A 22,541-nucleotide genomic window follows, 5' to 3' on the forward strand; every position below is an offset into this window, starting at 1 on the left:
ATCGCGCCGTCTGCGACGGTTCTCTCTCGCCGTGACGACCGCGACGGTGCTCGCGCTGATCGGGGGCGCGACGACCGTTGCGAGCGCCGACGAGACGTCCGGCGGCACGTCGGGCCCCGATCCTGCCGCGAAGGCGCAGGCGGCCGCTGAGGTCAGTGAGCGCGGTGCAGTTCCGCGTCGCGCGGCGGGGGTCATCGTCAGCTACGACAAGGCGACGGCACGCTCGACGGCGGTGACCGCTGCCGCCCGCAAGGTCGCGAAGGACGAGGTGGGCCCGCTGTCGGCTGCCACGGTGCCCGTGAACGCGACCGTGAGCGCGATCCGTTTCGCCGAGCCCGCCTCGCTCGCCGACGCGCAGCGCGCCGCAGCCGAGATCGCGGCTCTCCCCGGTGTTGCCTCCGCCGTCCCGGACCTCTACCGGACCATCCGCGCAGCGTCCCCGGTGACGCCGAACGACCCGCTGTTCAGCGAGCAGTGGGCTCTCTGGGACCCACGGACCAGCGCTGAGGACGGCACCCCTCTTCCGACCGGGGGCTACGGCAGCCACAGCCCCGCGCTCTGGCGCGCGACGCGAGGCTCCGGCTCGGTCGTCGTCGCGGTGGTCGACACCGGCCGGACCGCGCATCCTGACCTCGACGGCAACACCGTCGCGGGCTTCGACATGATCTCCGACGGCGGCGCGGACGGAGCCCGCGACGGGGACGGTCGTGACGCTGATCCCTCCGATCTGGGTGACTGGGTGGTCACCGGCCAGTGCGATGCGGACGACAACTACGCCAGCAGCTGGCACGGCACCCACGTCGCAGGGATCGTGGCGGCGGCCTCAGGGGACGCGCTCGGAGTTGCCGGCAACGCGCCTGGCGTCAAGGTCCAGCACGTTCGTGTGCTCGGCGCGTGCGGCGGCACGGACTCGGACATCCTGGCCGGGATCACCTGGGCGTCCGGTGGCAGCGTTCCGGGAGTGCCGGTCAACCCGACACCGGCGAAGGTCATCAACCTGTCTCTCGGCGGGGAGAGTGCGACCTGCCCGGCGCTGTGGAGCTCCACCATCGCTGCGGCACGGGCGCGCGGGAGCGTGGTCGTCGCCGCCGCGGGCAACGAGGACATGGATGCCTCGCAGGCGACGCCTGCCAACTGCGCCGGGGTGGTGACGGTGGCCGCCATCGAGGAGTACGGCCAGCGCGCCTCCTACTCGAACTTCGGCTCGGTCGTCGACCTCTCGGCGCCGGGTGGCGAGATCGCTCACGAGCTCGGCTACCGCGGTGTGCTCTCCACGCTGAACGACGGCACCACGGTGCCCGCCAACCCCGCGTACGCCGAGTACCAGGGCACGAGCATGGCTGCCCCCGCCGTCGCCGGCGCTGCCGCGCTGATCGCGTCGCTGGGGACGACCTCGCCCGCGCAGATCGAGGCTGGTCTGCGCGGGGCGGTCCAGCCGTTCCCCCGGTACGGCGGTGGGCTCGCGCCCTGGGACTGCACCACCGCCACCTGCGGAACGGGCATCCTCGACCTGGCGCGGGTCCCCGTCCGGCTCTCGGCGCCTGGCGTCCTCGGGGCCGTGCGGCCTGGTGCGGTGGTCCGCGCGTCGACCGGCACGTGGCTCGGTTCGCCCGCATTCCGCTACCAGTGGCTGCGCAACGGCGCGGCGATCGCCGGGGCGACCAGCTCGTCGTACCGGGTCCAGCCCGCCGACGTCGGGCGGCGCCTCGCCGTCCGTGTCACCGGGGTGAGGACCGGCTTCAGCATCCCCGCGGTGACGTCGCCGTCCTCCGCGGTCGTCCCGAAGGTGTCGTCGACCGTGGCGGTCGCTGTGTCGCCGAAGACCGCCCGGTACGGCCGTACGCGGGCGACCTTGAAGGCCACGGTCCGTGTCGGCGCCGGTGCACCGTCGGGCACCGTCGTCTTCCGAGACGGCAAGAAGGTGCTCAAGAAGGTCAAGGTGCGCTCCGGTCGAGCCACCTACCGGCTCGGCAAGCGCACCCTCAAGCGCGGCAAGCACAAGATCACGGCGACCTATGTCCCCGCCAGCAGCAGGTACGCGGGCGCCCGTTCGAAGGTCGTCACCCTGCGTGTCCGCTGATCGGCGAAGCCCTCTCGCGACCCGCCGAGGGGAGGTGCGGAAGACACCTGTAACACTCGACTACTCGACGGATTCCGTCGTCGAGCCGCCCGAGAAGAGTCGATCCGCACCGCCCCGGGAGAGGCCCGATGCGAGGTCCGTCGATTTTTCACCGATTCGCGGATCCGTCGCACCTGCCCGGACAACACCACGTAGCCTGAAGAAGTACGCGTCGATCCGGTCCGAAGGAGGCAGCCGTGGCGACACCTGAGCCCTTGGACGTCCGTCTGCGAGACCAGGACGCGCTCGACGAGATCGAGATGACGAGCAACCTCATGATCGCCGCTTCGGAGACCCCTGGTCCGCTGAGCCAGCAGATGGTCGACGAGATCCTCGGCGTACGCCCGCAGCGGGGCTGCGCCTGACCCGGACGCCTCAGCCCAGGGTGTCGTACGCGCGCGCTAGGGGCAGGACCTACCATTGATGCGGCCTTACCCCACCCTGACGGGAGCTTGTCGTGCGGTTGCGAATCCGACCGGCTGAAACATCTTTCTACGACCTCTTCACCGAGCTCGCGAACCACCTCGTGGAGGGCGCGAACCTGCTGGCGAAGATGCTGGACGCGTCATCGGACCGTGATGCTGTTGCCAAGCAGCTGAGCGAAGTCGAGCACGCGGCCGACGACACGACCCACGCGATCATCAACCGCGTCAACCAGACGTTCGTGACGCCGTTCGACCGCGAGGACATCTACAAGCTCGCCAGCAGCCTCGACGACGTCATGGACTTCATCGACGAGGCCGGTGACCTGGTCGTCCTCTACGAGCTCGAGTCGCTGCCGTCCCGGATGGCCTCGATGGTCGAGGTCATCCAGCGCGGCTGCGAGCTCACCGCCGAGGCGATGCCGCGCCTGCGCACGATGACCGACCTGTCGGAGTACTGGATCGAGATCAACCGTCTCGAGAACCAGGCCGACCGCGACTACCGCCGCATCCTCGCCAAGCTGTTCTCCGGTGAGTACAAGGCGCTCGAGGTCCTCAAGCTCAAGGACGTCGTCGAGTCGCTCGAGGACGCGGTGGATGCGCTCGAGTCCGTCGCCAACACGGTCGAGCAGATCGCAGTCAAGGAGTCCTGAGGGTGGATCTCACCCTGGTCATGGTCGTACTCGTCGTCGGCGTCGCGCTGATCTTCGACTACACCAACGGCTTCCACGACGCGGCGAACGCGATCGCGACCTCGGTGTCCACCCGGGCACTGACACCGCGCATCGCGCTCCTCATGGCCGCTGTCATGAACTTCATCGGGGCCTTCCTCGGGACGGAGGTTGCCGACACGGTCGGCAGCATCATCGCCGAGGGGGTCGAGGGCGAGGGCAACCACGGGCTCACCGTGGTGCTGTCGGCGCTGGTCGGCGCCATCGTCTGGAACCTCATCACCTGGTACTTCGGACTCCCGTCCTCCTCGTCCCACGCGCTCATCGGTGGTCTGGTGGGTGCGGGCGTGGCCTCGGCGAGCACCGTCGAGTGGGCCACGGTCATCGACAAGGTCGCCATCCCGATGGTGATCTCGCCGGTCGTCGGATTCACCGGGGCGTTCCTGCTCATGCTGGGGATCATGTGGGCGTTCCGGCACCGCAACCCGCAGCGGACGATGCGAGGCTTCCGCCTCGCGCAGACCGTCTCGGCGGCGGCGATGGCGCTGGGCCACGGCCTCCAGGACGCCCAGAAGACGATGGGCGTCATGTTCCTGGCGCTGTTGGCCGGCGGGTACGCCGCGGCTGACGACGGCATCCCCTTCTGGGTCAAGCTGTCGGCCGCCGCCGCCATCTCGCTCGGCACCTACTCGGGCGGCTGGCGGATCATGCGGACGCTCGGCCGTCGCATCATCCACCTCGACCCGGCGCGCGGCTTCGCTGCCGAGGCGACGGCAGCGGCCGTCCTCTACGTGATGGCGATCGGTCTCCACGCTCCGGTGTCCACGACCCACACGATCACGTCGTCGATCATGGGCGCCGGTGCGACCAAGCGCTTCAGCGCCGTTCGGTGGGGTGTCGCTCGCGGCATCGTCCTGGCGTGGATCGTGACGATCCCGGCTGCCGCGCTGGTCGCGGCCGCGACGTACGGGGTCGGGAGCCTCTTCCTCCCGTAGCCGCCTCAGCCGCCAACCGCACGACAAGGGCGCCCCTCCGACGCGAGTCGGAGGGGCGCCCTTGTGCGGGTCGGTCGGACCCGGGCCGGCCTAGCCGAAGCGCCCGGTGATGTACGCCTCCGTCGACGGGTTGTCCGGGTTCGAGAAGATCTTCGTCGTCGGTCCGGACTCGACCAGCTGGCCGGGCTCGCCGACTCCGGCGAGGTTGAAGAACGCCGTCTCGTCCGACACCCGCGCCGCCTGCTGCATGTTGTGGGTGACGATGACGATCGTGTACGAGTCCTTGAGCTGGCCGATCAGGTCCTCGATGGCGCTGGTCGAGATCGGGTCGAGCGCCGAGCACGGCTCGTCCATCAGCAGCACCTGCGGCTCCACGGCGATCGCGCGGGCGATGCAGAGCCGCTGCTGCTGACCGCCGGAGAGGCCGGCGCCGGGACGGTTGAGCCGGTCCTTGACCTCGTCCCAGAGGTTGGCGCCGCGCAGGGAGCGCTCGACGATCGCCTCCGCCTCGTCCTTCTTGAGCCGACCGCCGTTGAGACGGACGCCGGCGAGGACGTTGTCGCGGATCGACATCGTGGGGAACGGGTTCGGGCGCTGGAAGACCATGCCGATCTCGCGACGGACGAGCACCGGGTCGACGCCCGGCGCGTACAGGTCGCGCCCGTCGACGCGTACGGTCCCCTCGACCCGGGCACCGCGGGCGACCTCGTGCATCCGGTTGAGCGAGCGCAGGAACGTCGACTTGCCGCAGCCCGACGGGCCGATCACGGCGGTCACCGACTGCGCGGGGATCGCCAGCGTCACGCCGCGTACGGCGTGGACGTCCCCGTAGTAGATGTCGAGGTCCTCCACGTCGATGCCGATCGCGGCAGGACGCGGGGAGGTGCCAGCGGCCGACGCGGTCGGGACCGGCGCCGTGGCGGAGTCGCGGAGTACGGATCGCATGCTCATCGCTTGTCCTTGGGAGAGAAGAAGTAGGTCACGAGGCGGGCCACGAGGTTGAGCACCATCACGATCAGCATCAGCACGAGTGCGGCACCCCAGGCTCGTGCGATGGACGGCTCCGGCGGGACACCGGGGCTCATGATGGAGCTGTAGGTGAACACGGGCAGCGTCGCCATGCGTCCGTCGAACAGGTTGACGTTGGTGGAGTCGGTGATCCCGACCGTGATGAGGAGCGGGGCGGTCTCGCCGATCACCCGGGCGACGGCGAGCGTGATACCGGTGACGAGACCGGCTAGGGCGGTCGGCAGGACCACCTTCACGACCGTGCGCCACCGCGGGACGCCGAGGGCGTACGCGGCTTCCCGCAGCTCGTTCGGCACGAGCTGGAGCATCTCCTCGCAGGAGCGGACCACGACCGGCGTCATGAGTACGGTCAGCGCGACCGCGCCTGCGAACCCCATCCGGACGCCGGGTCCGAAGAAGATGACGAACAGCGCGTAGGCGAAGAGGCCCGCGACGATCGACGGGATGCCGGTCATCACGTCGACGAGGAAGCGGATGATCTTGGCCAGGCGGCCCTCGCCGCCGTACTCGACCAGGAAGATCGCGGTCAGCAGCCCCAACGGCACCGCCATCACCGCGGCGGCGGCCGTGACGAGGACCGTGCCCCAGATCGCGTGGTAGATGCCGCCGCCCTCGCCGACGACGTTGCGCATCGAGTAGGTGAAGAACTCCGACGACAGGACCGGGAGCCCGTTCTTGAGGACGGTCCACAGGATCGAGACCAGCGGCACCATCGCGAGAGCGAACGCGCTGGAGACGACGACCGTGACGAGCCGGTCGAAGGCCTTGCGGCGTCCCTCGATCGCGTACGACAGGGCGGGGAGGCCGAGTCCGAGCACCGTCCACCCGACGAGCAGGGACGGGATGAGTGCGAGCCCGAGTCCCACGTGGAGCCCGGAGGCGAGGACGACGGCGAGCAGCAGGGCGTACCAGCCGGCGCCGCGAGGGAGCTGCGGCTGGTGCCAGCTGCGGACCGTCGCGGGCGCAGTGTCGCGCTCGGGCGTCGAGGGTGCGGTGGTCGTCATGCGTCGGCTCCCGAGAACTCCTTGCGCCGGTTGACGACGGCGCGCGCGCCGAAGTTCACCGCGAACGTGATGAGGAAGAGCACCAGCCCCGAGGCGATCAGCGCGTTCACGGTCAGCCCCGAGGCCTCGTTGAACTGCAGCGCGATGTTGGCCGGGATCGTGCTCGGGTTCGTCGAGCTGATGAGGTTGAAGGTGATGACGCCCGACGCCGAGAGGACCATCGCGACGGCCATCGTCTCGCCGAGGGCACGCCCGAGGCCCAGCATCGCGCCGCCGATCATCCCGGAGCGTCCGTGCGGCAGCACGACCGTACGGATCATCTCCCACCGTGTCGCTCCGAGCGCGAGCGCGGCCTCCTGCAGGAGCACCGGCGTCTGGCGGAACACTTCGCGGGCGATGGCGGTCACGATCGGCAGGATCATGACGGCGAGGACGATCGCGGCGGTGAGGATCGTCCGACCGGTCGCCGACGCGGGTCCGCCGAAGAACGGGAGGAACCCGAGGTTCGCCTCCAGCCACTCGTACGGTCCGACGAGCTGGCCGGCGAGCACGCGCATGCCCCACAGACCGAAGACGACCGACGGCACGGCCGCGAGCAGGTCGATGACGTACCCGAGGGTCTGCCCGAAGCGGCGTGGGACGTAGTAGGTGACGAAGAGCGCCACCGCGACGGCCAGCGGCACGGCGATCAGCAGCGCGAGCGTGGCGCTCCAGAGCGTGCCGAACACGAGGGGCAGCACGAACGCCAGGAACGTCTTGCCGCTCTTGACCTCGTCCGGCGAGGCGGTGATCCCGGGGATCCCCTCGGCGGTCAGGAAGATCGCGACGCCCGCGAGGATCACGAGGATCGTCAGCGCCGCGCCCCTCGACAGGCCGAGGAACACGCGATCGCCGACCCGGCCCTTTGAGGGGGCGGATCCGGCGTTCTCCGTCGGCGGAGGCGGTGTGGAGGTGTCTGTCACAGGGTGGTCCTCTGGTGGAGACGGGGGAGAGCAACCCGCGGGTGGCCGTCCGGTCCCCCGGTACGGACGGCCACCCGCGGGGGCATCACTTCGCCGAGATCTCGTCGACGATGGCGGAGATGCGCTCTTCGAGCGCGCTCGTCAGCGGAGCGGAGCCTGCGCCCTCGGCAGCGGCCTGCTGGCCGTCCGAGCTGGCGACGTAGGACAGCCAGCCCTTGACGAGGTCGGCCTTGGCCTCGTCGTCGTACTGGAGGCACGCGATCTGGTACGACAGCAGCACAGCGGGGTAGACGCCCGACTCCGTCGTCGTGTGGTCGATGTCCATCACGAGGTGAGTGTCGCCGCGGCCCTCCTTCTGCTTCGAGGCCTCGAGGATCTTGGCGGCAGCCTCAGGGCTCGGGCCGACGTACTCCTCGCCGACCTTCAGCGAGGCGACACCGAGGTCGCCGGCCTGGCTGGCGTCGGCGTACCCGATCGTGCCCTCGCCGCCCTGGACGGTGGCGACGACGCCGGACGTGCCCTGCGCGCCTTCACCGCCCTTGATCGGCCAGGTCTCGACCTCGCCTGCGGCCCAGCTCTTCGGGGCCGCGGCGGCCATGTACGCGGTGAAGTTCTCGGTGGTGCCCGAGTCGTCCGAGCGGTGCACCGGGGTGATCTTCGACGACGGCAGCGTCGCGTCCGGGTTGTCTGCCTTGATCGCAGGGTCGTCCCAGGTGGTGACGGTGCCGGCGAAGATCTTGCCCAGGGTGTCGGGCGACAGCTGCAGCCCGTCGACGCCCGGCAGGTTGTAGATGACCGCGATCGGGCTCACGTACGTCGGGACCTCGATCACGTCCGAGGAGCAACGCTCCTCGGCGGAGGCGAGCTCGTCGTCGTCGAGATAGGCGTCCGAGCCTGCGAAGTCCGTGCCGCCCGCGAGGAACTGCTCACGCCCGGCGCCGGAGCCGGCCGGATCGTAGTTGACGGTCACGTCCGGGTTGGCGGTCTGGAAGCCCTGCCGCCAGGAGGCGACGGCTGCCTCCTGGGAGCTGGCGCCGGCGCCGTTGAGCGTCCCGCTGAGGCTGCTGCTGGTGCTGTCGTCCGTTGCATCGGCCTCGTTGCCGGCACCACAGGCGGACAGGGTGAGTGCGGCCACGGCGGCGAACGCCAGCGGTGCGGTCACACGGAGCTTGGTGCGGTTCACGTGCGTTCCCTCTCTGGGAAGTCATGTCGATCTCTTCGTTGTCGACGGTGACGTTAGGCAGCGCAGGTGAAGCAGCAGGCGGATGAAGGTGAACCAAAGGTGAACGCTGGCCGACGAGTCGGCGTGCGGAGGTGAGGTCCGTCGTGGTCAGGCGAGGTCGCCGTGCCGTGTGCGCTCGAGGTAGTGCGTGACCGTGTCGCGGCTCTTGGTGAGGCACGCGATCTTGTCGTCGAGCGCGGCCCGCTCCGCGTGCAACATCTCGGCAAAGGCGCGGCTGCACGCGGGCGAACGTTCGTCGTCGGCCAGCGCCTCGACGTCGAGGACGATCCGCACGAGGCGGGTGGGCAAACCGGAGGCGATGAGGCTCCGGACGGTGCGGACGCGCTCCACGGCCGCGTCGTCGTACGTCCGGTAGCCGTTGGGCTCACGGTGGGAGGTGAGCAGTCCCTGCTCCTCGTAGTAGCGGAGCATCCGGGCTGCGACCCCGGTCGCCTCGGCAAGCTGTCCGACGCGCATCTCCACCACTCCTTCGTTCGCGCTTGACCTTGACACAGATGTCAAGGTCTACGTTCCCAGCATGGCACAGACGACGACCCTCCCGGGGATGACCGGGCGCACCTGGACGGCACTGCTGACCCTCGCGGGGGCGGCTTTCGCGACCGTCACGATCGAGCTCCTCCCCGCGGGGCTGCTGCCGGTGATGGCCGACGACCTCGGGGTCTCCCGGGGGAGCGTCGGGCTGCTGGTGACGGCGTGGGCGTTGACGGTGGCGACCCTGAGCCTGCCCCTGGAACGGCTGACCCGCCGCCTCCCGCGCCGCGAGGTGATGGTGGGCGCTGTGCTGGTGAGCGCGGCGGCCTCGTTGCTCGCCGCGCTCGCCCCCGGGTACGGGGTGGTGGTCGTCGCGCGGATCGTCGCGGCCGCGGCCCACGGGCTGCTCTGGTCGCTGCTCGTGCCGTACGCGGCGTCCCTCGTCGACGAGCGGCACCTCGGCAGGGCCGTGTCGGTCGTGCTGGTCGGCCCGACCGCGGCGGGCATCGTCGGGGTCCCGCTCGGAACAGCGGCAGCCGAGCTGGTCGGCTGGCGCGCCGTGCTCGTCGGTGCGGCGTTGGTGCTCGGTGTCGCGGCCACCGCCCTCGTACGGGTGCTCCCGCGCCCGACGGACGCACCTGCCGGGCCGGGCGGCCCCGAGGCCGCGTCCGGCGGTCGTGACCGGTCGCTGGTCGCGGTCGCGGTGACCGCGACGTTCGGGGCGCTGCTGCTGGTCGGCCACTTCCAGGTCTTCACCTACGTCGGCCCGCTCGTGACGCGGGTGGCGGGGATGGACTCCGCGGCACTGGGTGGGGTCCTCGCGCTGTTCGGTGCGACCGGCGCGCTGGGCCTGGCGGTCGCGGGCCCGCTGTCGGACCGGTTCCCCAGGGCCGCTCTGCCGGTCACCGCGGTCGTGTTCGCCGCGACCGTCGCCGCCCTGACCACGGTCGACGAGGGCACCGTCCAGGCCCTGGTCGTCATCGGCGTGTGGGGAGCGCTGATCGGTCTCTTCCCGCCCGTCTTCCAGGCGACGATCATGCGCACCGCCTCCCCGGCTGCGCGCGGGGCGGCCGGGGCGGTCGTGGTCACGGCCCTCAACCTCGGGATCGCGGTCGGTGCCGCCTCCGGCGCCTGGGTGCTGGAGAACGTCGGCGCCGAGGCGCTCGCCCCGACCGCCGCGCTCATGGTCGCCGCGGCGGCGCTCGGCCTGACCGTCAGCGCGGGTCGTGCCGCTCGACCGCGCGGACCTCGCCGTGGCGGTGGTGGACGACGACCATCCCCGCAGCCGGCAGCGGATCGGCGTCCACGCCGCTAGCGTCCACCCCGACCGCCTCGAGCATCCGCGGGAGGACCGGCCGGTGACCGCACACGGCGACCGGGCGCTTGTGGTCGATGGCCTCGTTCATCGCTTCGGCGACCGGTCGCTTCTTGCTGGGCCCGCCCTCACGGGGCTCGTCGAGGCGGTGGTCCAGCACGATCGGGCGCTGCACCGTGTCGGCGTACGGGCTCAGGGTGGCCGCGCAGCGCAGGGCGGCGCTGGACCGCAGGTGGTGCACCCCGTACGCGGCGAGCAGCGGGCGCAGGCGGCGCGCCTCGTTCTTCCCCTCGGCGCTCAGCGGGCGCGCCAGCGCGGCCTTGCGCCAACGCTGGCGCGGGCGTGCGGTCGCGTGGCGGACCACCAGCAGCGTCCGGGAGCCCAGGGCTTTGGACTCCAGCCGCTCGGCGAACGCGTCGAGCACGTCGCGGTCGGTGTCGTACGAGACCCGCTTGGCCGCCTTCGAGAGCGCGACCCAGGCGACGCCGTCGATCTCCTTGTTGGCCTCGTACGCGTCGGCGTCGCCGCGCAACGGGGTGGCCGCCCAGTAGGCGACGTTCTTCATCCGGCCGGGGGTGTACTCGTACTCGAGCTCGAGCAGCGGCACCCCCAGCTGTGCCGTCACCCCCGTCTCCTCCTCGACCTCGCGTACCGCGGTGACGGGGCGGAGCTCGCCGCGCTCGACCGTGCCCTTGGGCACCGTCCAGTCGTCGTGGCGGGTGCGGTGGACGAGCAGGACCTGGAGGTCTCGTGCGGAGCCGCCCGGCGCGACGCGCCACACGAGTGCTCCGGCGGACCAGCGGACGGGCCGGCTCACACGAACCCGCCAGCCGTCGCGTGGTCCTTCGCCTCGGCACGTGCTCGGGCCCGCCGCGCACGCGTGCGCACGATCATCTCGTGCTGGAGGTCGCGCGACGGGCCGTCGGGACTCCGACGCCGGGTCCAGCTCCCGTCCGGGCCGAGGTCCCACGCGTCCGTCGCCGGGTCCATCGCGAGGTCGAGCATGGTGCCGATCTCGGTGATGTGCTCCGGGCGGCTGAGCTGGACGAGCACCTCGACGCGGCGGTCGAGGTTGCGGTGCATCAGGTCGGCGGACCCGATCCACACCTGCGGCTCACCACCACCGGCGAACCAGAAGACCCGGCTGTGCTCGAGAAACCTCCCGAGCACGCTGCGGACGACGATGTTGTCGCTCATCTGCGGCACGCCCGGCCGCAGGGCGCAGATCCCGCGGACGAGCATCTGCACCGGCACCCCTGCCTGCGAGGCCCGGTAGAGGGCGTCGATCACGGTCTCGTCGACGATCGAGTTGACCTTGATCCGGATGCCCGCCGGGCGCCCGGCCCGGTGGTGCGCGATCTCCTGCTCGATGCGCTCGACGATGCCGGGGCGCAGGCCCGCGGGGGCCACGAGGAGCTGGCGGTACGACTCGCGCCGGGAGTAGCCCGACAGGTTGTTGAAGAGGTCGGTGAGGTCGTCGGCGATGCGCGTGTCGGTGGTGAGCAGGCCGTAGTCCTCGTAGAGGCGGGCGGTCTTCGGGTTGTAGTTGCCGGTCCCGACGTGGGCGTAGCGGCGCAGGCCGTCCGGCTCGTCGCGGACCACCAGGCAGAGCTTGCAGTGAGTCTTGAGCCCGAGCAGCCCGTACACGACGTGGCACCCCGCGCGCTCGAGCTTGCGCGCCCACCGGATGTTGGCCTGCTCGTCGAAGCGCGCCTTGATCTCGACGAGGACGAGCACCTGCTTGCCGGCGCGGGCGGCGTCGATGAGGGAGTCGATGATCGGGGAGTCGCCGGATGTCCGGTAGAGCGTCTGCTTGATCGCGAGCACCTGGGGATCGGCGGCCGCCTGCTCGACGAAGCGCTGGACGCTCGTCGCGAACGAGTCGTACGGGTGGTGGACCAGCACCTCGTGCTCGCGCAGCGCGGCGAACATGTCGACCGGGCTCGCCGACTCGACCTCGGCGAGGTCGGGGTGCGTGGTGGGGACGAACGGCTCGTACTGCAGCTCAGGACGGTCGAGGTCGGCGATCTGGTGCAGGCTCGCCAGGTCGAGGGGCGCGGGAAGGGCGAACACCTCGTCGGGGCTGATGTCGAGCTCGGTGACGAGGAGCTCGCGGACGTAGTCGTCCATGGTGTCCTCGACCTCGAGGCGTACGGGCGGCCCGAACTTGCGGCGCAGCAGCTCCTGCTCGAGCGCCTTGAGAAGGTTCTCCGCGTCGTCCTCCTCGACCTCGAGGTCCTCGTTGCGGGTCACCCGGAACGAGTGGTGGCCGACGATCTCCATCCCGGGGAAGAGCGCGTCGAGGTGCGCGGCGATCACCTCCTCGAGCGGCACGAAGCGCTGCGGACCGACGGCGAGCCACCGGTCGAAGATCGGCGGGACCTTCACCCGCGCGAAGTGGGACTTCCCGGTGACGGGGTTGCGCATGACGACCGCGAGGTTGAGCGAGAGCCCGGAGATGTACGGGAAGGGGTGCGCCGGGTCGACGGCCAACGGGGTCAGCACAGGGAAGACGCGCTCGCGGAAGACCTGCCCCGCGGCCGTACGCTCGTCGGGCGCGAGGTCGTCCCAGTGCAGCAGTGCGATGCCGTGGGCGTCGAGCTGCTCGCGCAGGGTGCCGGTCAGCAGCGACCCTTGCCGCAGCATGAGCGCGCGGCTGGTCTCCAGGCTCGCCGCCCACACCTCGCGCGGCGGCAGTCCGCTCGCCCGCCGCGAGGCGAGACCGGTGGCGATCCGGCGCTTGAGACCCGCGATGCGGACCATGAAGAACTCGTCCAGGTTGCCGGAGAAGATCGCGGTGAAGCGGAGGCGCTCGAGCAGCGGGACCGTCGGGTCCTCGGCGAGCTCGAGCACCCGCTCGTTGAAGGCGAGCCACGACAGCTCGCGGTCGCTGAAGCGGTCGTCGGGGAGGTCGGCCGTGACCGCGTCGTACGGCGGGTCCACGTCGAAGGAGTCCGGCGAGCGCGGGAGCTCCTCGGTCGCCGTGGGGACGCCGGTGGAGGCGAGGTCTTCGGCCATGACCGCATCGTGCCACGGGAAAGTGACCACCGGGTGACGTACGGAAGACCGCAAGGAGGGGCCGGTCGGTTACGGTACCGGCGTGACCCCCACCACACGCCTCAAGGGCGCCGCGCTGCGGGCGGTCTTCCGTCTCCCGGCGCCGATCCTCGCCCGGCTCGCCGGTGCGCCGGTGACCCGCCGCGACCGCACGCTCGACCCGCAGATGAAGCTGCTCCTGGCGCTGCAGGCGCTCGAGGGCCCCGCAGCCGAGACCGTGCCGATCCCGCAGGGACGGCGGATCATCCGCGACGGTGCCGCCGTCGTCGGCGGCATGCTGCCGATCGGGTCGGTCCACGACCGGACGATCGCCGGGCCGGGCGGTCCGCTCCCGCTGCGGGTCTACGCGCCGCGCGGGGTCACGGGGACGGCCCCGGCGCTGGTCTTCTTCCATGGCGGCGGCTGGATCTACGGCGACCTCGACAGCCACGATGCCGTGTGCCGCTTCCTCGCGGAGCAGGCGGGCGTGCGGGTTGTCGCCGTCGACTACCGACTCGCGCCCGAGCACCCGTTCCCCGCCGCCGTCGACGACTGCCTCGCCGCGTACGACTGGGTGCTCGCCCACGCCGACGGGCTCGGGATCGACCCGCAGCGCGTCGCCGTCGGAGGCGACTCCGCGGGCGGCAACCTCGCCACCGTCGTCGCCCAGCAGGTGATCGGGCGTACGGAGCAGCCGGCGGGCGTGGTGCCTCCCGCCTTCCAGCTGTTGATCTACCCCGTGGTGGACAACGTCGAGATGCGGCCTAGCCGTACGGAGATGGCCACGGGGTTCTTCCTCACCGGCGACTTCATCGACCTCGCCTCGGGTTGCTACCGGTCGTCCGACCCCGACCCCGCCGACCCGCGGCTCTCCCCGCTGCGCGGCAAGCTCGAAGGGCTTCCGCCCGCGTACGTCGTCACCGCCGGCTTCGACCCGCTCCTCGACGAGGGACTCGCGTACGCCGAGGCGATGCGTGCCGCGGGCGTGGAGGTGACGTACGTCTGCGAGGACGGGCTCATCCACTCGTTCGCCAACATGGTCGCGCTCGGCACCGCAGCGCCTGCGGCGATGCGGCGTGCCGGACGGGCGCTGCGGCGCGGACTGTACGGACAGTGAGCACGTTTGGCGGCCGCTGACACCCTTGAGGCATGACCACCGGCACCTTCGTCCCCTTGACCGTGCGCCCTGCGGGCCTGGTGGACATCACGGGCGCCGCACGCCTCCTCGAGGCCTCGGCGCCCGAGATCGACGTCGACGGTGACGGTGTCCCGGACGGCCCTGCCGATCCTGAGGTCGCCGCGTCGGTGGCACGGATGACGTTGAGCCACGTCGCCCTCCAGCTCGGCCAGCTGTGGCTCGCCGAGCGCGAGGGTGTCCTCGAGGCCGCCTCCGTCTGGATGCCGGCGGGCGAGCACGACGGGAGCGACACCTTGCGCGACGTGCTGGTCCGTGAGCTGCGCGGGACGTCGCTCGACGCCGCGCTCGACCCCGGTGCCGAGGTGCGGGCGGCGTTGGCGGCGGCGTCGGCCGAGGTCGCGGCGCTGCTCCAGCAGGTGCGTCCGGTGCAGATCCTCAGCGCGGTGGGCGTGGCGCCGCACGTCGCGGACGTCGAGGTGCCCGCGGTCATGCGGGCCACGATCCTTCCGGGGCTCGAGGCGCTGGACGGTCGTGTCGCGGCGACGACGACGGTCGTACCCGACCGCGTCGGCGTGCTGGAGTCGGCGGGGTTCGTCGGTGTCGGCACGGTCGGCCTTGGGGCCGGCCACGAGCTGTGGGTCGGCCGGGCGGGCTGACGGGTCTCAGGCGCGGGCGTACATCACGTCGCGTGCGCGCTCGGTGAATCCGAGCCCTCCGTACGTGGCGAGGGCGGGGACGTTGTCGCCCTCCACGTACAGGTCGATCCGCTCGACCCCGCGGTCGGTGAGGTGGTGCAGCCCACGGAGGGTGAGCGCCTTGCCGAGGCCGATGCCCTGCGCGGACGGGTCGACGCCGACGACGTAGACCTCGCCGATGTCGTCCTCGACCTTCGTCCAGTGGAACCCGACGACCTGTCCGTCCCGCTCGGCGACGAAGAGGCCCGCCGGGTCGAACCACGGCTGCGCCATGCGCGCGCGCAGGTCCGCGAGGTCCATCGCGCCCTGCTCGGGGTGGTCGGCGAAGGCGCGACCGTTCACCGCGACCAGCGCCTCGGCGTCGTCGTCGCGCCAGGTGCGAAGGGTGACGTCCTCGAGCGGGCGCTCGTCTGGCAGCGCGACGGCCGCGTCGCGCGACAGGACCAGGAGGGTACGTACGGCCGCCAGCCCCGCCGCACGCGCGAGCTGTTGGGCGCCCACGAGGTCGCCGTGGGCCCAGAAGCGGTCCTCGCCGTCGCCCAGCACGGCGTCGAGCAGGGCGCGACCGAGGCCGCGGCGGCGGTGAGCGGGGTCGACGAAGAGCTCGACCGGCGCGTCCCCCACGGCGTACGCGGCGGCGACGAGGTCACCGCCCTCGACGGTCGTACGGTCGACGCGTGCCGGAGCGCCCGCGTCGATGGCGATCCGGCTCGCCTCGTTCAGCGGCGAGACGCCGTCGCTCCGCGCGACGCGTTCGGCGAGCGCGATCCGTGCGTCCGTGGTGCTCATCGGGTCTCTCCCTCGGTGGCGCGGGCGCGCAGGCGGCGGATCTGGGTGGCGGCCTCGGCGGCGACGGCGCTGGCCAGTCCGACGGGGTCGTCGGCGTCCCCCTCTTCCTCGGGGACCAGCACGCGGACCTTGCCCGCGGCGAACAGGTCGGCTGCGGACACGCGCTGCGCCGTGGCCATCTCGGCGGCGTGGTCGGCGTCGCCGTGGACGATCGCGGAGGCGCCTTCGGGCGGCAGCGGCGAGAGCCAGGCGTTCTGGGTCGCGACGACCACGTCGGCAGGGAAGAGCGCGAGCGCGCCGCCTCCGCACCCCTCGCCGAGCAGCACCGCGACGGTCGGGACGGTCATCGTCGCCATCGACGCGATGCAGCGCGCGATCTCCCCGGCGAGCGCCCCCTCCTCGGCCTCCTTCGACAGCTCGGCACCCGGCGTGTCGATCACGGACACGAGCGGCAGGCCGAGCTCGTTGGCCAGCCGCATGCCGCGGCGCGCCTCGCGCAGGGCGGCCGGGCCCATGGGGGAGTGCGACTGCGCCTTGCGGTCCTGGCCGACGACGACGCACGGCTCGCCGTCGAGCCGGGTGAGGGCGACGATCATCGCGCTGTCGCGCTCGCCCTCGTCGGTGCCCTGGAGCCTGATCGTGTCCTCGCCGCCGACCCGCAGCACCTCCCGGACGCCGGCCCGGTCGGCCTGTCGTGTGCGCTCGATCGACTCCCACGTCGAGAGGCTCGCACCGTCGGCCGGCTCCCTGCGCGGCAGCGTCGGAGGCTTCGGCGGGTCGACGAGGATGCCGAGCGTCCTGTCGACGAGCGCCGGCAGGTCCTCGGCGGAGACGACGGCGTCGATGATGCCGTGCGCGACGAGGTTCTCGGCGGTCTGCACGCCCTCGGGGAACGGGTGGTGGTTCAGCACCTCGTACACCTTGGGCCCGAGGAACCCGACGAGTGCTCCCGGCTCGGCGACGGTGACGTGGCCGAGCGAGCCCCACGAGGCGAAGACTCCGCCGGTGGTCGGGTGACCGAGGTGCACGAGGTAGGGGAGACCAGCCGCCTTGTGCGCCATGAGCGCCCGCGAGATGTCGACCATGCGGACGAAGGCAGGGGTGCCCTCCTGCATGCGGGTGCCGCCGGATGCGGTCGTCGCGAGGACGGGGATCCGCTCGGCGGTCGCGCGGCGTACGGCGGCGACGATCCGCTGGGCGGCGTCCTCCCCGATCGATCCCGCGAGGAACCGGAACTCGCTGGCGATCACGGCCACCGGCCGTCCGCGGACGGTGGCGCGTCCGGTGATCACCGACTCGTCACGACCTGAACGCTCGGCGGCGCGGGCGAGCTCGCGCTGGTAGCTCTCCGGCCAGCGCGACACGTCGATCGGCTCGTCCCACGAGACGAACGAGTCGGCGTCGAGGACGTGCGCGATCAGGTCCGACGCCGTACGGCGTGCGCTCATGAAGGGTCCCCTCGGCTTGCTTGCATCGGTCGGTCCGATCCAAGCACAGCCCTCAGCGGCGCGAGTAGGCCTGCGGGTCCTGCGCTCGCTCGGCGTCCTCGGTCTCCTCCGTGCTGCTGGCCTCGCGACGGTCGCGCGCCTGCGCGACGAAGCGGTAGCCGACGTTGCGGACGGTGCCGATGAGCGTCTCGTTGTCCGGCCCGAGCTTGGCACGCAGACGACGCACGTGGACGTCGACCGTACGGGTGCCGCCGAAGTAGTCGTAGCCCCAGACCTCCTGCAGCAGCTGCTGCCGGGTGAAGACGCGGCCCGGGTGCTGAGCGAGGAACTTGAGGAGCTCGAACTCCTTGAAGGTCAGGTCGAGGGATCGGCCGTCGAGCTTCGCGGTGTAGGTGATGTCGTCGACGGTGAGGCCGCCGGACTTGATGACGTGGGCCTCGGGGTCGGTCCCGGCCTCGGCGGAGACGCGGCCGATGGCGAGCCGCAGACGGGCCTCGACCTCGGCCGGCCCGGCGGTGGTGAGGAGGACGTCGTCCATGCCCCAGTCGGCGGCCACGACGGCGAGGCCACCTTCGGTCACGATCAGGACGAGCGGCGCGTCGACGCCGGTGGTGCGCAGGAGACGGGTGAGTCCTCGCGCCTGGGCGAGATCGGTGCGCCCGTCGATCAGGACGGCGTCGCAGGCGGGGGCGTCGAGGAGGGCGCTGGCATCGGGAGGAAGGATCTTGACGTGGTGGGGAAGGAGCGCGAGGGCAGGAAGCACTTCGATGGACGACTGCGTACTCGGCGTCAGCAGGAGCAAGGTGGACATCGCGGAACCCTTCTGCGGATACAAAGAAAGCCCAGGGCTGTGCCCAGGGCTTCATTGCTTGCTCCACAATAGTCCACGTGTCGGATGCATCAACAGCCGGTAACCGTGACGTCGAGCGCAGTGCGTCCGTCACGGTGCGCTACTGGGCAGCGGCCAAGGCCGCCGCAGGTCGGGAGGTCGACCACGTCGATCCGGGCACCGTCGCCGAGGTCCTGGACGCGGTGGCGGCGTTGCACGACGGCAACGAGCGCTTCATGCGGGTGCTGGAGATCTGCTCGGTGCTGGTGGGTGAGGAGCCGCTCGGAGGCGCTGACCCGGCGAGCGTGACCGTGCCCGCGGGTGGTCGGCTGGAGCTGCTGCCGCCCTTCGCCGGAGGTGCGGTCGGGGGACGCGGGCGACGAGCCGAGACGTGAGCCGCGTACGCGAGGAGGCGCGCTCGCCGCTCGGCCTCACCACGCTCGCACCCGGCTTCGTCACCACCGGGCTCGTCGCGCTCCTCGCGCTGTCCGCGCAGGCGGGCGTCCTGGCGACGGTGGTGAGCGTCCTGGTGGTCCAGCTCCTCCTCGCGTCGGCGCCCTCGGTCCCCGGCGTGCACCGCACCCCGGTCCGCGCGCCGAAGGTCGTGCCGATCGCGGTCGCCGGGCTCCTCGCCGCGGTCGTCACCGTGTGGCCGTCGACCGCCGCCGGTGCGCGTGGCACGTCCGTGATGGACGGCGCCATGGTGGAGAGCGGGTCGCTCGCTGGGATCGGTCTCGCGCTGCCGGTGCTGGTGCTCCTCGCGCTCGTCGCCCAGGTGCGGCGGCCCGCCCCGCGTACGGACGTGGTGGCGGCGCTCGGCGACGTGGTCGCGACCGGGTTCGTCGCCCTGATGGTGACCGGATGGCTGGCGGCTGCAGAGTCGCCGGTCGGCCGCGCCGCGGTGGTCGTCGCGGCGGTGGTCACGGTGATCACGGTCGCCGCGGACCGTCCGAGGGGTCCCCGGGCGGTCGTCCACGTGTGGTCGCTCGCGGCGTGCGCGCTGATCGGCATCGTCATGGCGTCCTGGGAGGGGGTGAACGCCGTGGCCGGCGGGGTCGCCGCGGTGGCCATCGCTGCCGCGGTCCTGGCGGGGCGGAAGGTCGGTCAGTGGTGGCGGCCTCTCCCGCCGGCGCGCTGGCCGATGGAGGTGGTCGCCCCGATCGCCCTCGCCGGGCCGGTCGTCTTCGTCGCCGCCCTCCTTTGGGCCGGAGTGTGAGCGTCGCCGGTGCTCAGCGCGCGCGGTACGCCTGCGCGACGAGAGGCTCGGCGACCTCCGGTGAGAGACGCCGTGCCGCCTCTCTTACGGCGAGGACCGGTACGCGGCCGGGGCGCGCGGCGATCCACTCGGCCACGAGCGCGGGGCGGCGTCGTGCCGTGTCGCGCAGCACCCATCCGATCGCCTTGCGGATGAAGAACTCCCGCTCGTCGAGCATCGAGTCCGCGTAGCGGCTGAAGCGGTCCCAGTCACCCTCGCCCGCTCTCAGCGCGGGAAGCAGTGCGAGAAGCGCCGCCCGACGCATCCAGACGTCAGGGTCCCGCGCCCACCGGTCGAGCACCTCTCCGCACACGACCTGCCCGGACGGTCGGGCCGTGACGCGGGCGACGACCTCGGTCGCGAGCGGGTCGACGACCGCCCACGTCTCGGCGTCACGCAGCATCTGCTCGACTGCGACGAGGTCTTCGCACGTGAGTGTGTCGGCGCCGTTCGCGAGCACGAAGATGGCGGCGAGGCGGTGCTCGTGCGGCGCGGACGCCCACAGCGCAGCGGCGATGCCGAGGACGTCCTCGCGGGTGGTCGCCCCGCTCGTACGGAGCGCGGCCCGCACGGTGCTCCGGATGTCGGGCACACGGACGCCGAGGTGAGGGCGGGTGCTCTTCAGGTACCGCGCGGCGCCGGCTGCCCGTACGGGGTCGCCCTGCGCACCGAGGTCGGCGGCGAGGCGCTGGGCGACGGACACCACGTCGTCCTCCATGGGGGGAACGTACCCTTGTGGCGTGCCCCTCGGTGTCTCCGTCCTTCTCGTCGTGCTCGTGGCGACCGGCGCGTTCGCGCTGTATCGCAAGCGCGTCGACGGTCGTGTCCGTACGACGCCGGAGGCGTCGGCGAGCGCGTCGGAGCCCGAAGCGCCCGCGCGGGAGGTCCTGACGGCGACCGACATCGGCGCCGGACTGGGCAGCGGGGCGACGCTCGTGCAGGTGTCGAGCGCGTTCTGCGCACCGTGCCGGGCCGCCCGGGTGCTGCTCACGAAGGTGGCCGACGCGCGAGACGACGTCGTGTACGTGGACGTGGACGCCGAGTCGCACCTCGACCTCGTCCGCCGTCTCGACGTGATGCGGACCCCCACTGTGCTGGTGCTGGATGCTGCCGGTGCCGTGGTCGCACGCGCCAGCGGAGTGCCGCGGCTGCCCGAGATCGAGGCGGTCCTGAACTCGGTCAGCCGCAAGGACGTCTCGGATATTGGATGACCGTCTCGCTATTCGAGACGCCGACGTGACCCGGCCCGGGTTGCCGCCTACCCTTGCCGCATGCCTCGTACGACACTTCTGACCAAGCGACGCGCAGTGGACAACTGCCGCGTGCGCTCGGCGCTGTGTCGTATGCGCTGAACGAACCCGCCCCGTCGCCTCGAGCGACCAGCTTCGCCGCACTCTCCGCGGCACCCGTTCTGCGCATGGAGTCCCCGATGTCTGCATCCTCTTCGCCTGCCGGTCGCGTCGATCCGCGCGGTCAGCGCTTCGCCGCCACGATCACGGCACTCGTCCTGGCCGTCGCGCTCGTGACGATCGGCTCGTCGTTCGCGACGGTCCTGATCGGGCTGCAGCTCGCGGTCTTCGCCGTCGGAGTCCTCGGTGGGCCGGCACGTACCCCGTACGCGCAGCTGTTCGCCCGTGTCGTCCGTCCCCGGATCGGGGCGCCGGCCGAGACGGAGGACGCACGTCCGCCGCGCTTCGCCCAGGCGGTCGGTGGGGTCTTCGCCCTCGTCGGTCTCGGAGCGTCGCTCGCCGGCCTCACCGCGGTCGCCGCCGTCGCCGTCGGCTTCGCGCTCGCGGCCGCCCTGCTCAACGCCGCCACCGGCTTCTGCCTCGGCTGCGAGATGTACCTGCTGGTCCGTCGCGTCGCACCGCAGCGCGCCTGACCGCACCACTGCACCACCGCAACACCCGTTCCCAACTCAAGCGTCACACCAACCGTGGAGGTAATCCCATGAGCCGCGAATCCGCGCTCGTCACCGCCGACTGGGTCGAGGAGCACCTCGCCGACGACGGCGTCGTGCTGATCGAGGTCGACGAGGACACGACTGCGTACGACAAGGGCCACATCGCCGGCGCGATCAAGCTCGACTGGAAGAACGACCTGCAGGACCCCGTCCGTCGCGACTTCGTCAGCAAGGAGCAGTTCGAGGCGCTCCTGTCCGAGCGCGGCGTGAGCAACGACGACACCGTCGTGCTCTACGGCGGCAACAACAACTGGTTCGCCGCCTACGCCTACTGGTACTTCAAGCTGTACGGCCACCAGGACGTCAAGCTGCTCGACGGCGGCCGCAAGAAGTGGGAGCTCGACAGCCGTGAGCTCGTCGAGGAGATCCCGACCCGCGAGACCACCTCGTACACCGCGCAGGAGCAGGACCTGTCGATCCGCGCCTTCCGTGACGAGGTCGTCGCCGCCATCGGCGTCCAGAACCTCATCGACGTCCGCAGCCCCGACGAGTTCGCCGGCCGCCTCCTGGCGCCGGCGCACCTCCCGCAGGAGCAGGCCCAGCGCGGCGGCCACATCCCGACCGCCGGCAACGTCCCGTGGAGCAAGGCGGCCAACGACGACGGCACCTTCAAGAGCAACGAGGAGCTCGAGGCGCTCTACGCCGAGGCGGGCCTCGACCGCAGCAAGGACACCATCGCCTACTGCCGCATCGGTGAGCGCTCGTCGCACACCTGGTTCGTGCTGCAGGAGCTCCTCGAGATCCCGAACGTGAAGAACTACGACGGCTCCTGGACCGAGTACGGCTCGCTCATCGGCGTGCCGGTCGCGCTCGGCGACGAGCCCGGCGAGGCCTGAGCATGTGCGGCGCGACGCGTGGCGGCCCGAGCCTGGACGGGGTCGACCTCGAGAAGGAGTCCGTCATCCAGGGCATCGTGACGAAGGAGGGTGAGCCCGTGGGCAACGCCTACGTACGCCTCCTCGACGCGACCGGTGAGTTCACCGCCGAGGTGCCGACGTCGGCGACCGGCCAGTTCCGGTTCTTCGCCGCGCCCGGTCAGTGGACGCTGCGCACGCTCGCGCCGCGGGTCCAGCCGGTCGACCGGCGGGTGCAGGCGCAGCGGGGGAGCGCTGTCGACATCGAGGTGACGCTCGAGGCGGTCTGACCGACCAGCACCA

Annotated in this window: 24 protein-coding genes; 13 read left to right on the forward strand and 11 right to left on the reverse strand. The window is 71.7% G+C overall.

What is annotated here, in order from left to right:
• The first annotated feature begins 31 nt into the window (after nucleotides 1-31).
• From NYZ95_RS01485 to NYZ95_RS01500, 4 genes are all read left to right on the forward strand, one after another.
• A complete protein-coding gene (locus NYZ95_RS01485) occupies nucleotides 32-2,080 on the forward strand; it encodes a S8 family serine peptidase (RefSeq protein WP_262848002.1) in 2,049 nt (682 codons plus the stop codon).
• A 236-nt stretch (nucleotides 2,081-2,316) separates the two neighbouring features.
• Nucleotides 2,317-2,484: a hypothetical protein gene (locus NYZ95_RS01490; RefSeq protein ID WP_262848004.1), complete on the forward strand. Its 168-nt coding sequence runs from the start codon at nucleotides 2,317-2,319 to the stop codon at nucleotides 2,482-2,484.
• A 92-nt stretch (nucleotides 2,485-2,576) separates the two neighbouring features.
• Nucleotides 2,577-3,194, forward strand: coding sequence for a DUF47 domain-containing protein (locus NYZ95_RS01495; RefSeq protein WP_262848006.1), 618 nt, complete (start codon nucleotides 2,577-2,579; stop codon nucleotides 3,192-3,194).
• Between the two features lie 20 nt (nucleotides 3,195-3,214).
• A complete protein-coding gene (locus NYZ95_RS01500) occupies nucleotides 3,215-4,207 on the forward strand; it encodes an inorganic phosphate transporter (RefSeq protein ID WP_262848679.1) in 993 nt (330 codons plus the stop codon).
• A 90-nt stretch (nucleotides 4,208-4,297) separates the two neighbouring features.
• On the opposite strand, the gene pstB is transcribed toward NYZ95_RS01500, so the two are convergent.
• From pstB to NYZ95_RS01525, 5 genes are all read right to left on the reverse strand, one after another.
• Complete coding sequence (gene pstB / locus NYZ95_RS01505) at nucleotides 4,298-5,158, reverse strand: phosphate ABC transporter ATP-binding protein PstB (RefSeq protein WP_372500443.1); 861 nt, start codon at nucleotides 5,156-5,158, stop codon at nucleotides 4,298-4,300.
• Nucleotides 5,155-6,240, reverse strand: a complete 1,086-nt coding sequence (pstA, locus tag NYZ95_RS01510) for a phosphate ABC transporter permease PstA (protein ID WP_262848008.1) — start codon at nucleotides 6,238-6,240, stop codon at nucleotides 5,155-5,157. The genes pstB and pstA overlap by 4 nt, the downstream gene beginning before the upstream one ends.
• Complete coding sequence (gene pstC / locus NYZ95_RS01515) at nucleotides 6,237-7,202, reverse strand: phosphate ABC transporter permease subunit PstC (RefSeq protein ID WP_262848010.1); 966 nt, start codon at nucleotides 7,200-7,202, stop codon at nucleotides 6,237-6,239. The genes pstA and pstC overlap by 4 nt, the downstream gene beginning before the upstream one ends.
• Nucleotides 7,203-7,287: 85 nt before the next feature.
• The gene (pstS, locus tag NYZ95_RS01520) at nucleotides 7,288-8,385 is read right to left on the reverse strand and encodes a phosphate ABC transporter substrate-binding protein PstS (protein WP_262848012.1); all 1,098 of its coding nucleotides are present in this window, start codon (nucleotides 8,383-8,385) and stop codon (nucleotides 7,288-7,290) included.
• Between the two features lie 147 nt (nucleotides 8,386-8,532).
• Nucleotides 8,533-8,901: a MerR family transcriptional regulator gene (locus NYZ95_RS01525; protein WP_262848014.1), complete on the reverse strand. Its 369-nt coding sequence runs from the start codon at nucleotides 8,899-8,901 to the stop codon at nucleotides 8,533-8,535.
• Nucleotides 8,902-8,962: 61 nt separating this feature from the next.
• Between NYZ95_RS01525 and NYZ95_RS01530 the strand changes: the two genes are divergently transcribed.
• Nucleotides 8,963-10,231: an MFS transporter gene (locus NYZ95_RS01530; protein ID WP_262848016.1), complete on the forward strand. Its 1,269-nt coding sequence runs from the start codon at nucleotides 8,963-8,965 to the stop codon at nucleotides 10,229-10,231.
• Here NYZ95_RS01530 and NYZ95_RS01535 read toward each other — a convergent pair.
• Nucleotides 10,131-11,048, reverse strand: coding sequence for an NUDIX hydrolase (locus NYZ95_RS01535; protein ID WP_262848018.1), 918 nt, complete (start codon nucleotides 11,046-11,048; stop codon nucleotides 10,131-10,133). The genes NYZ95_RS01530 and NYZ95_RS01535 overlap by 101 nt on opposite strands.
• A complete protein-coding gene (locus NYZ95_RS01540) occupies nucleotides 11,045-13,249 on the reverse strand; it encodes an RNA degradosome polyphosphate kinase (RefSeq protein WP_262848020.1) in 2,205 nt (734 codons plus the stop codon). Before NYZ95_RS01540 ends, NYZ95_RS01535 begins: the two co-directional genes overlap by 4 nt.
• 82 nt (nucleotides 13,250-13,331) lie before the next feature.
• Between NYZ95_RS01540 and NYZ95_RS01545 the strand changes: the two genes are divergently transcribed.
• Nucleotides 13,332-14,384, forward strand: a complete 1,053-nt coding sequence (locus NYZ95_RS01545) for an alpha/beta hydrolase (protein ID WP_262848021.1) — start codon at nucleotides 13,332-13,334, stop codon at nucleotides 14,382-14,384.
• 32 nt (nucleotides 14,385-14,416) lie between these two features.
• A complete protein-coding gene (locus NYZ95_RS01550) occupies nucleotides 14,417-15,061 on the forward strand; it encodes a hypothetical protein (RefSeq protein WP_262848022.1) in 645 nt (214 codons plus the stop codon).
• 6 nt (nucleotides 15,062-15,067) lie between these two features.
• On the opposite strand, the gene mshD is transcribed toward NYZ95_RS01550, so the two are convergent.
• The 3 genes from mshD to NYZ95_RS01565 are packed head-to-tail and all read right to left on the reverse strand — an operon-like array spanning nucleotide 15,068 to nucleotide 18,148.
• On the reverse strand, nucleotides 15,068-15,889 hold the full coding sequence (mshD, locus tag NYZ95_RS01555; RefSeq protein ID WP_262848023.1) for a mycothiol synthase: 822 nt from the start codon (nucleotides 15,887-15,889) through the stop codon (nucleotides 15,068-15,070).
• Nucleotides 15,886-17,337: a carboxyl transferase domain-containing protein gene (locus NYZ95_RS01560; protein WP_262848025.1), complete on the reverse strand. Its 1,452-nt coding sequence runs from the start codon at nucleotides 17,335-17,337 to the stop codon at nucleotides 15,886-15,888. The genes mshD and NYZ95_RS01560 overlap by 4 nt, the downstream gene beginning before the upstream one ends.
• Nucleotides 17,338-17,389: 52 nt before the next feature.
• Complete coding sequence (locus tag NYZ95_RS01565) at nucleotides 17,390-18,148, reverse strand: winged helix-turn-helix transcriptional regulator (protein WP_262848026.1); 759 nt, start codon at nucleotides 18,146-18,148, stop codon at nucleotides 17,390-17,392.
• A 77-nt stretch (nucleotides 18,149-18,225) separates the two neighbouring features.
• On the opposite strand from NYZ95_RS01565, the gene NYZ95_RS01570 reads away from it, so the two are divergent.
• Together NYZ95_RS01570 and NYZ95_RS01575 are read left to right on the forward strand one after the other, a co-directional pair.
• A complete protein-coding gene (locus NYZ95_RS01570) occupies nucleotides 18,226-18,561 on the forward strand; it encodes a ubiquitin family protein (protein ID WP_262848027.1) in 336 nt (111 codons plus the stop codon).
• Nucleotides 18,558-19,382 (forward strand): hypothetical protein, encoded by an 825-nt coding sequence (locus NYZ95_RS01575; protein WP_262848029.1) that lies wholly within the window; start codon nucleotides 18,558-18,560, stop codon nucleotides 19,380-19,382. The genes NYZ95_RS01570 and NYZ95_RS01575 overlap by 4 nt, the downstream gene beginning before the upstream one ends.
• Nucleotides 19,383-19,395: 13 nt before the next feature.
• Here the strand turns inward: NYZ95_RS01575 and NYZ95_RS01580 are convergent, their stop codons facing one another.
• Entirely contained in the window at nucleotides 19,396-20,139 is a 744-nt protein-coding gene (locus NYZ95_RS01580) for a DNA alkylation repair protein (RefSeq protein WP_262848030.1), read from the reverse strand.
• Nucleotides 20,140-20,161: 22 nt separating this feature from the next.
• Between NYZ95_RS01580 and NYZ95_RS01585 the strand changes: the two genes are divergently transcribed.
• From NYZ95_RS01585 to NYZ95_RS01600, 4 genes are all read left to right on the forward strand, one after another.
• The gene (locus NYZ95_RS01585) at nucleotides 20,162-20,632 is read left to right on the forward strand and encodes a TlpA family protein disulfide reductase (protein ID WP_262848031.1); all 471 of its coding nucleotides are present in this window, start codon (nucleotides 20,162-20,164) and stop codon (nucleotides 20,630-20,632) included.
• 218 nt (nucleotides 20,633-20,850) lie between these two features.
• Complete coding sequence (locus NYZ95_RS01590; protein WP_262848032.1) at nucleotides 20,851-21,303, forward strand: DUF4395 domain-containing protein; 453 nt, start codon at nucleotides 20,851-20,853, stop codon at nucleotides 21,301-21,303.
• A gap of 68 nt (nucleotides 21,304-21,371) precedes the next feature.
• Entirely contained in the window at nucleotides 21,372-22,220 is an 849-nt protein-coding gene (locus NYZ95_RS01595) for a sulfurtransferase (RefSeq protein WP_262848034.1), read from the forward strand.
• 2 nt (nucleotides 22,221-22,222) lie between these two features.
• Nucleotides 22,223-22,528 carry a DUF1416 domain-containing protein gene (locus tag NYZ95_RS01600; protein WP_262848036.1) on the forward strand — a complete coding sequence of 102 codons (306 nt, stop codon included), beginning with the start codon at nucleotides 22,223-22,225 and terminating at the stop codon, nucleotides 22,526-22,528.
• The last annotated feature ends 13 nt before the right edge of the window (nucleotides 22,529-22,541 follow it).

The organism is Mumia quercus (assembly GCF_025506335.1).
Classification (GTDB): Bacteria; Actinomycetota; Actinomycetes; order Propionibacteriales; family Nocardioidaceae; genus Mumia; species Mumia quercus.

Excerpts from the sequence above, each read along its gene's own strand:
- NYZ95_RS01565 (WP_262848026.1), bottom strand. The coding sequence starts at position 18,148 with ATGTCCACCTTGCTCCTGCTGACGCCGAGTACGCAGTCGTCCATCGAA.
- NYZ95_RS01500 (WP_262848679.1), top strand. The coding sequence starts at position 3,215 with ATGGTCGTACTCGTCGTCGGCGTCGCGCTGATCTTCGACTACACCAAC.
- mshD (WP_262848023.1), bottom strand. The coding sequence starts at position 15,889 with ATGAGCACCACGGACGCACGGATCGCGCTCGCCGAACGCGTCGCGCGG.
- pstB (WP_372500443.1), bottom strand. The coding sequence starts at position 5,158 with ATGAGCATGCGATCCGTACTCCGCGACTCCGCCACGGCGCCGGTCCCG.
- pstA (WP_262848008.1), bottom strand. The coding sequence starts at position 6,240 with ATGACGACCACCGCACCCTCGACGCCCGAGCGCGACACTGCGCCCGCG.
- NYZ95_RS01600 (WP_262848036.1), top strand. The coding sequence starts at position 22,223 with ATGTGCGGCGCGACGCGTGGCGGCCCGAGCCTGGACGGGGTCGACCTC.
- NYZ95_RS01590 (WP_262848032.1), top strand. The coding sequence starts at position 20,851 with ATGTCTGCATCCTCTTCGCCTGCCGGTCGCGTCGATCCGCGCGGTCAG.
- NYZ95_RS01540 (WP_262848020.1), bottom strand. The coding sequence starts at position 13,249 with ATGGCCGAAGACCTCGCCTCCACCGGCGTCCCCACGGCGACCGAGGAG.
- NYZ95_RS01560 (WP_262848025.1), bottom strand. The coding sequence starts at position 17,337 with ATGAGCGCACGCCGTACGGCGTCGGACCTGATCGCGCACGTCCTCGAC.
- NYZ95_RS01530 (WP_262848016.1), top strand. The coding sequence starts at position 8,963 with ATGGCACAGACGACGACCCTCCCGGGGATGACCGGGCGCACCTGGACG.
- NYZ95_RS01595 (WP_262848034.1), top strand. The coding sequence starts at position 21,372 with ATGAGCCGCGAATCCGCGCTCGTCACCGCCGACTGGGTCGAGGAGCAC.
- NYZ95_RS01525 (WP_262848014.1), bottom strand. The coding sequence starts at position 8,901 with ATGCGCGTCGGACAGCTTGCCGAGGCGACCGGGGTCGCAGCCCGGATG.
- NYZ95_RS01580 (WP_262848030.1), bottom strand. The coding sequence starts at position 20,139 with ATGGAGGACGACGTGGTGTCCGTCGCCCAGCGCCTCGCCGCCGACCTC.
- NYZ95_RS01550 (WP_262848022.1), top strand. The coding sequence starts at position 14,417 with ATGACCACCGGCACCTTCGTCCCCTTGACCGTGCGCCCTGCGGGCCTG.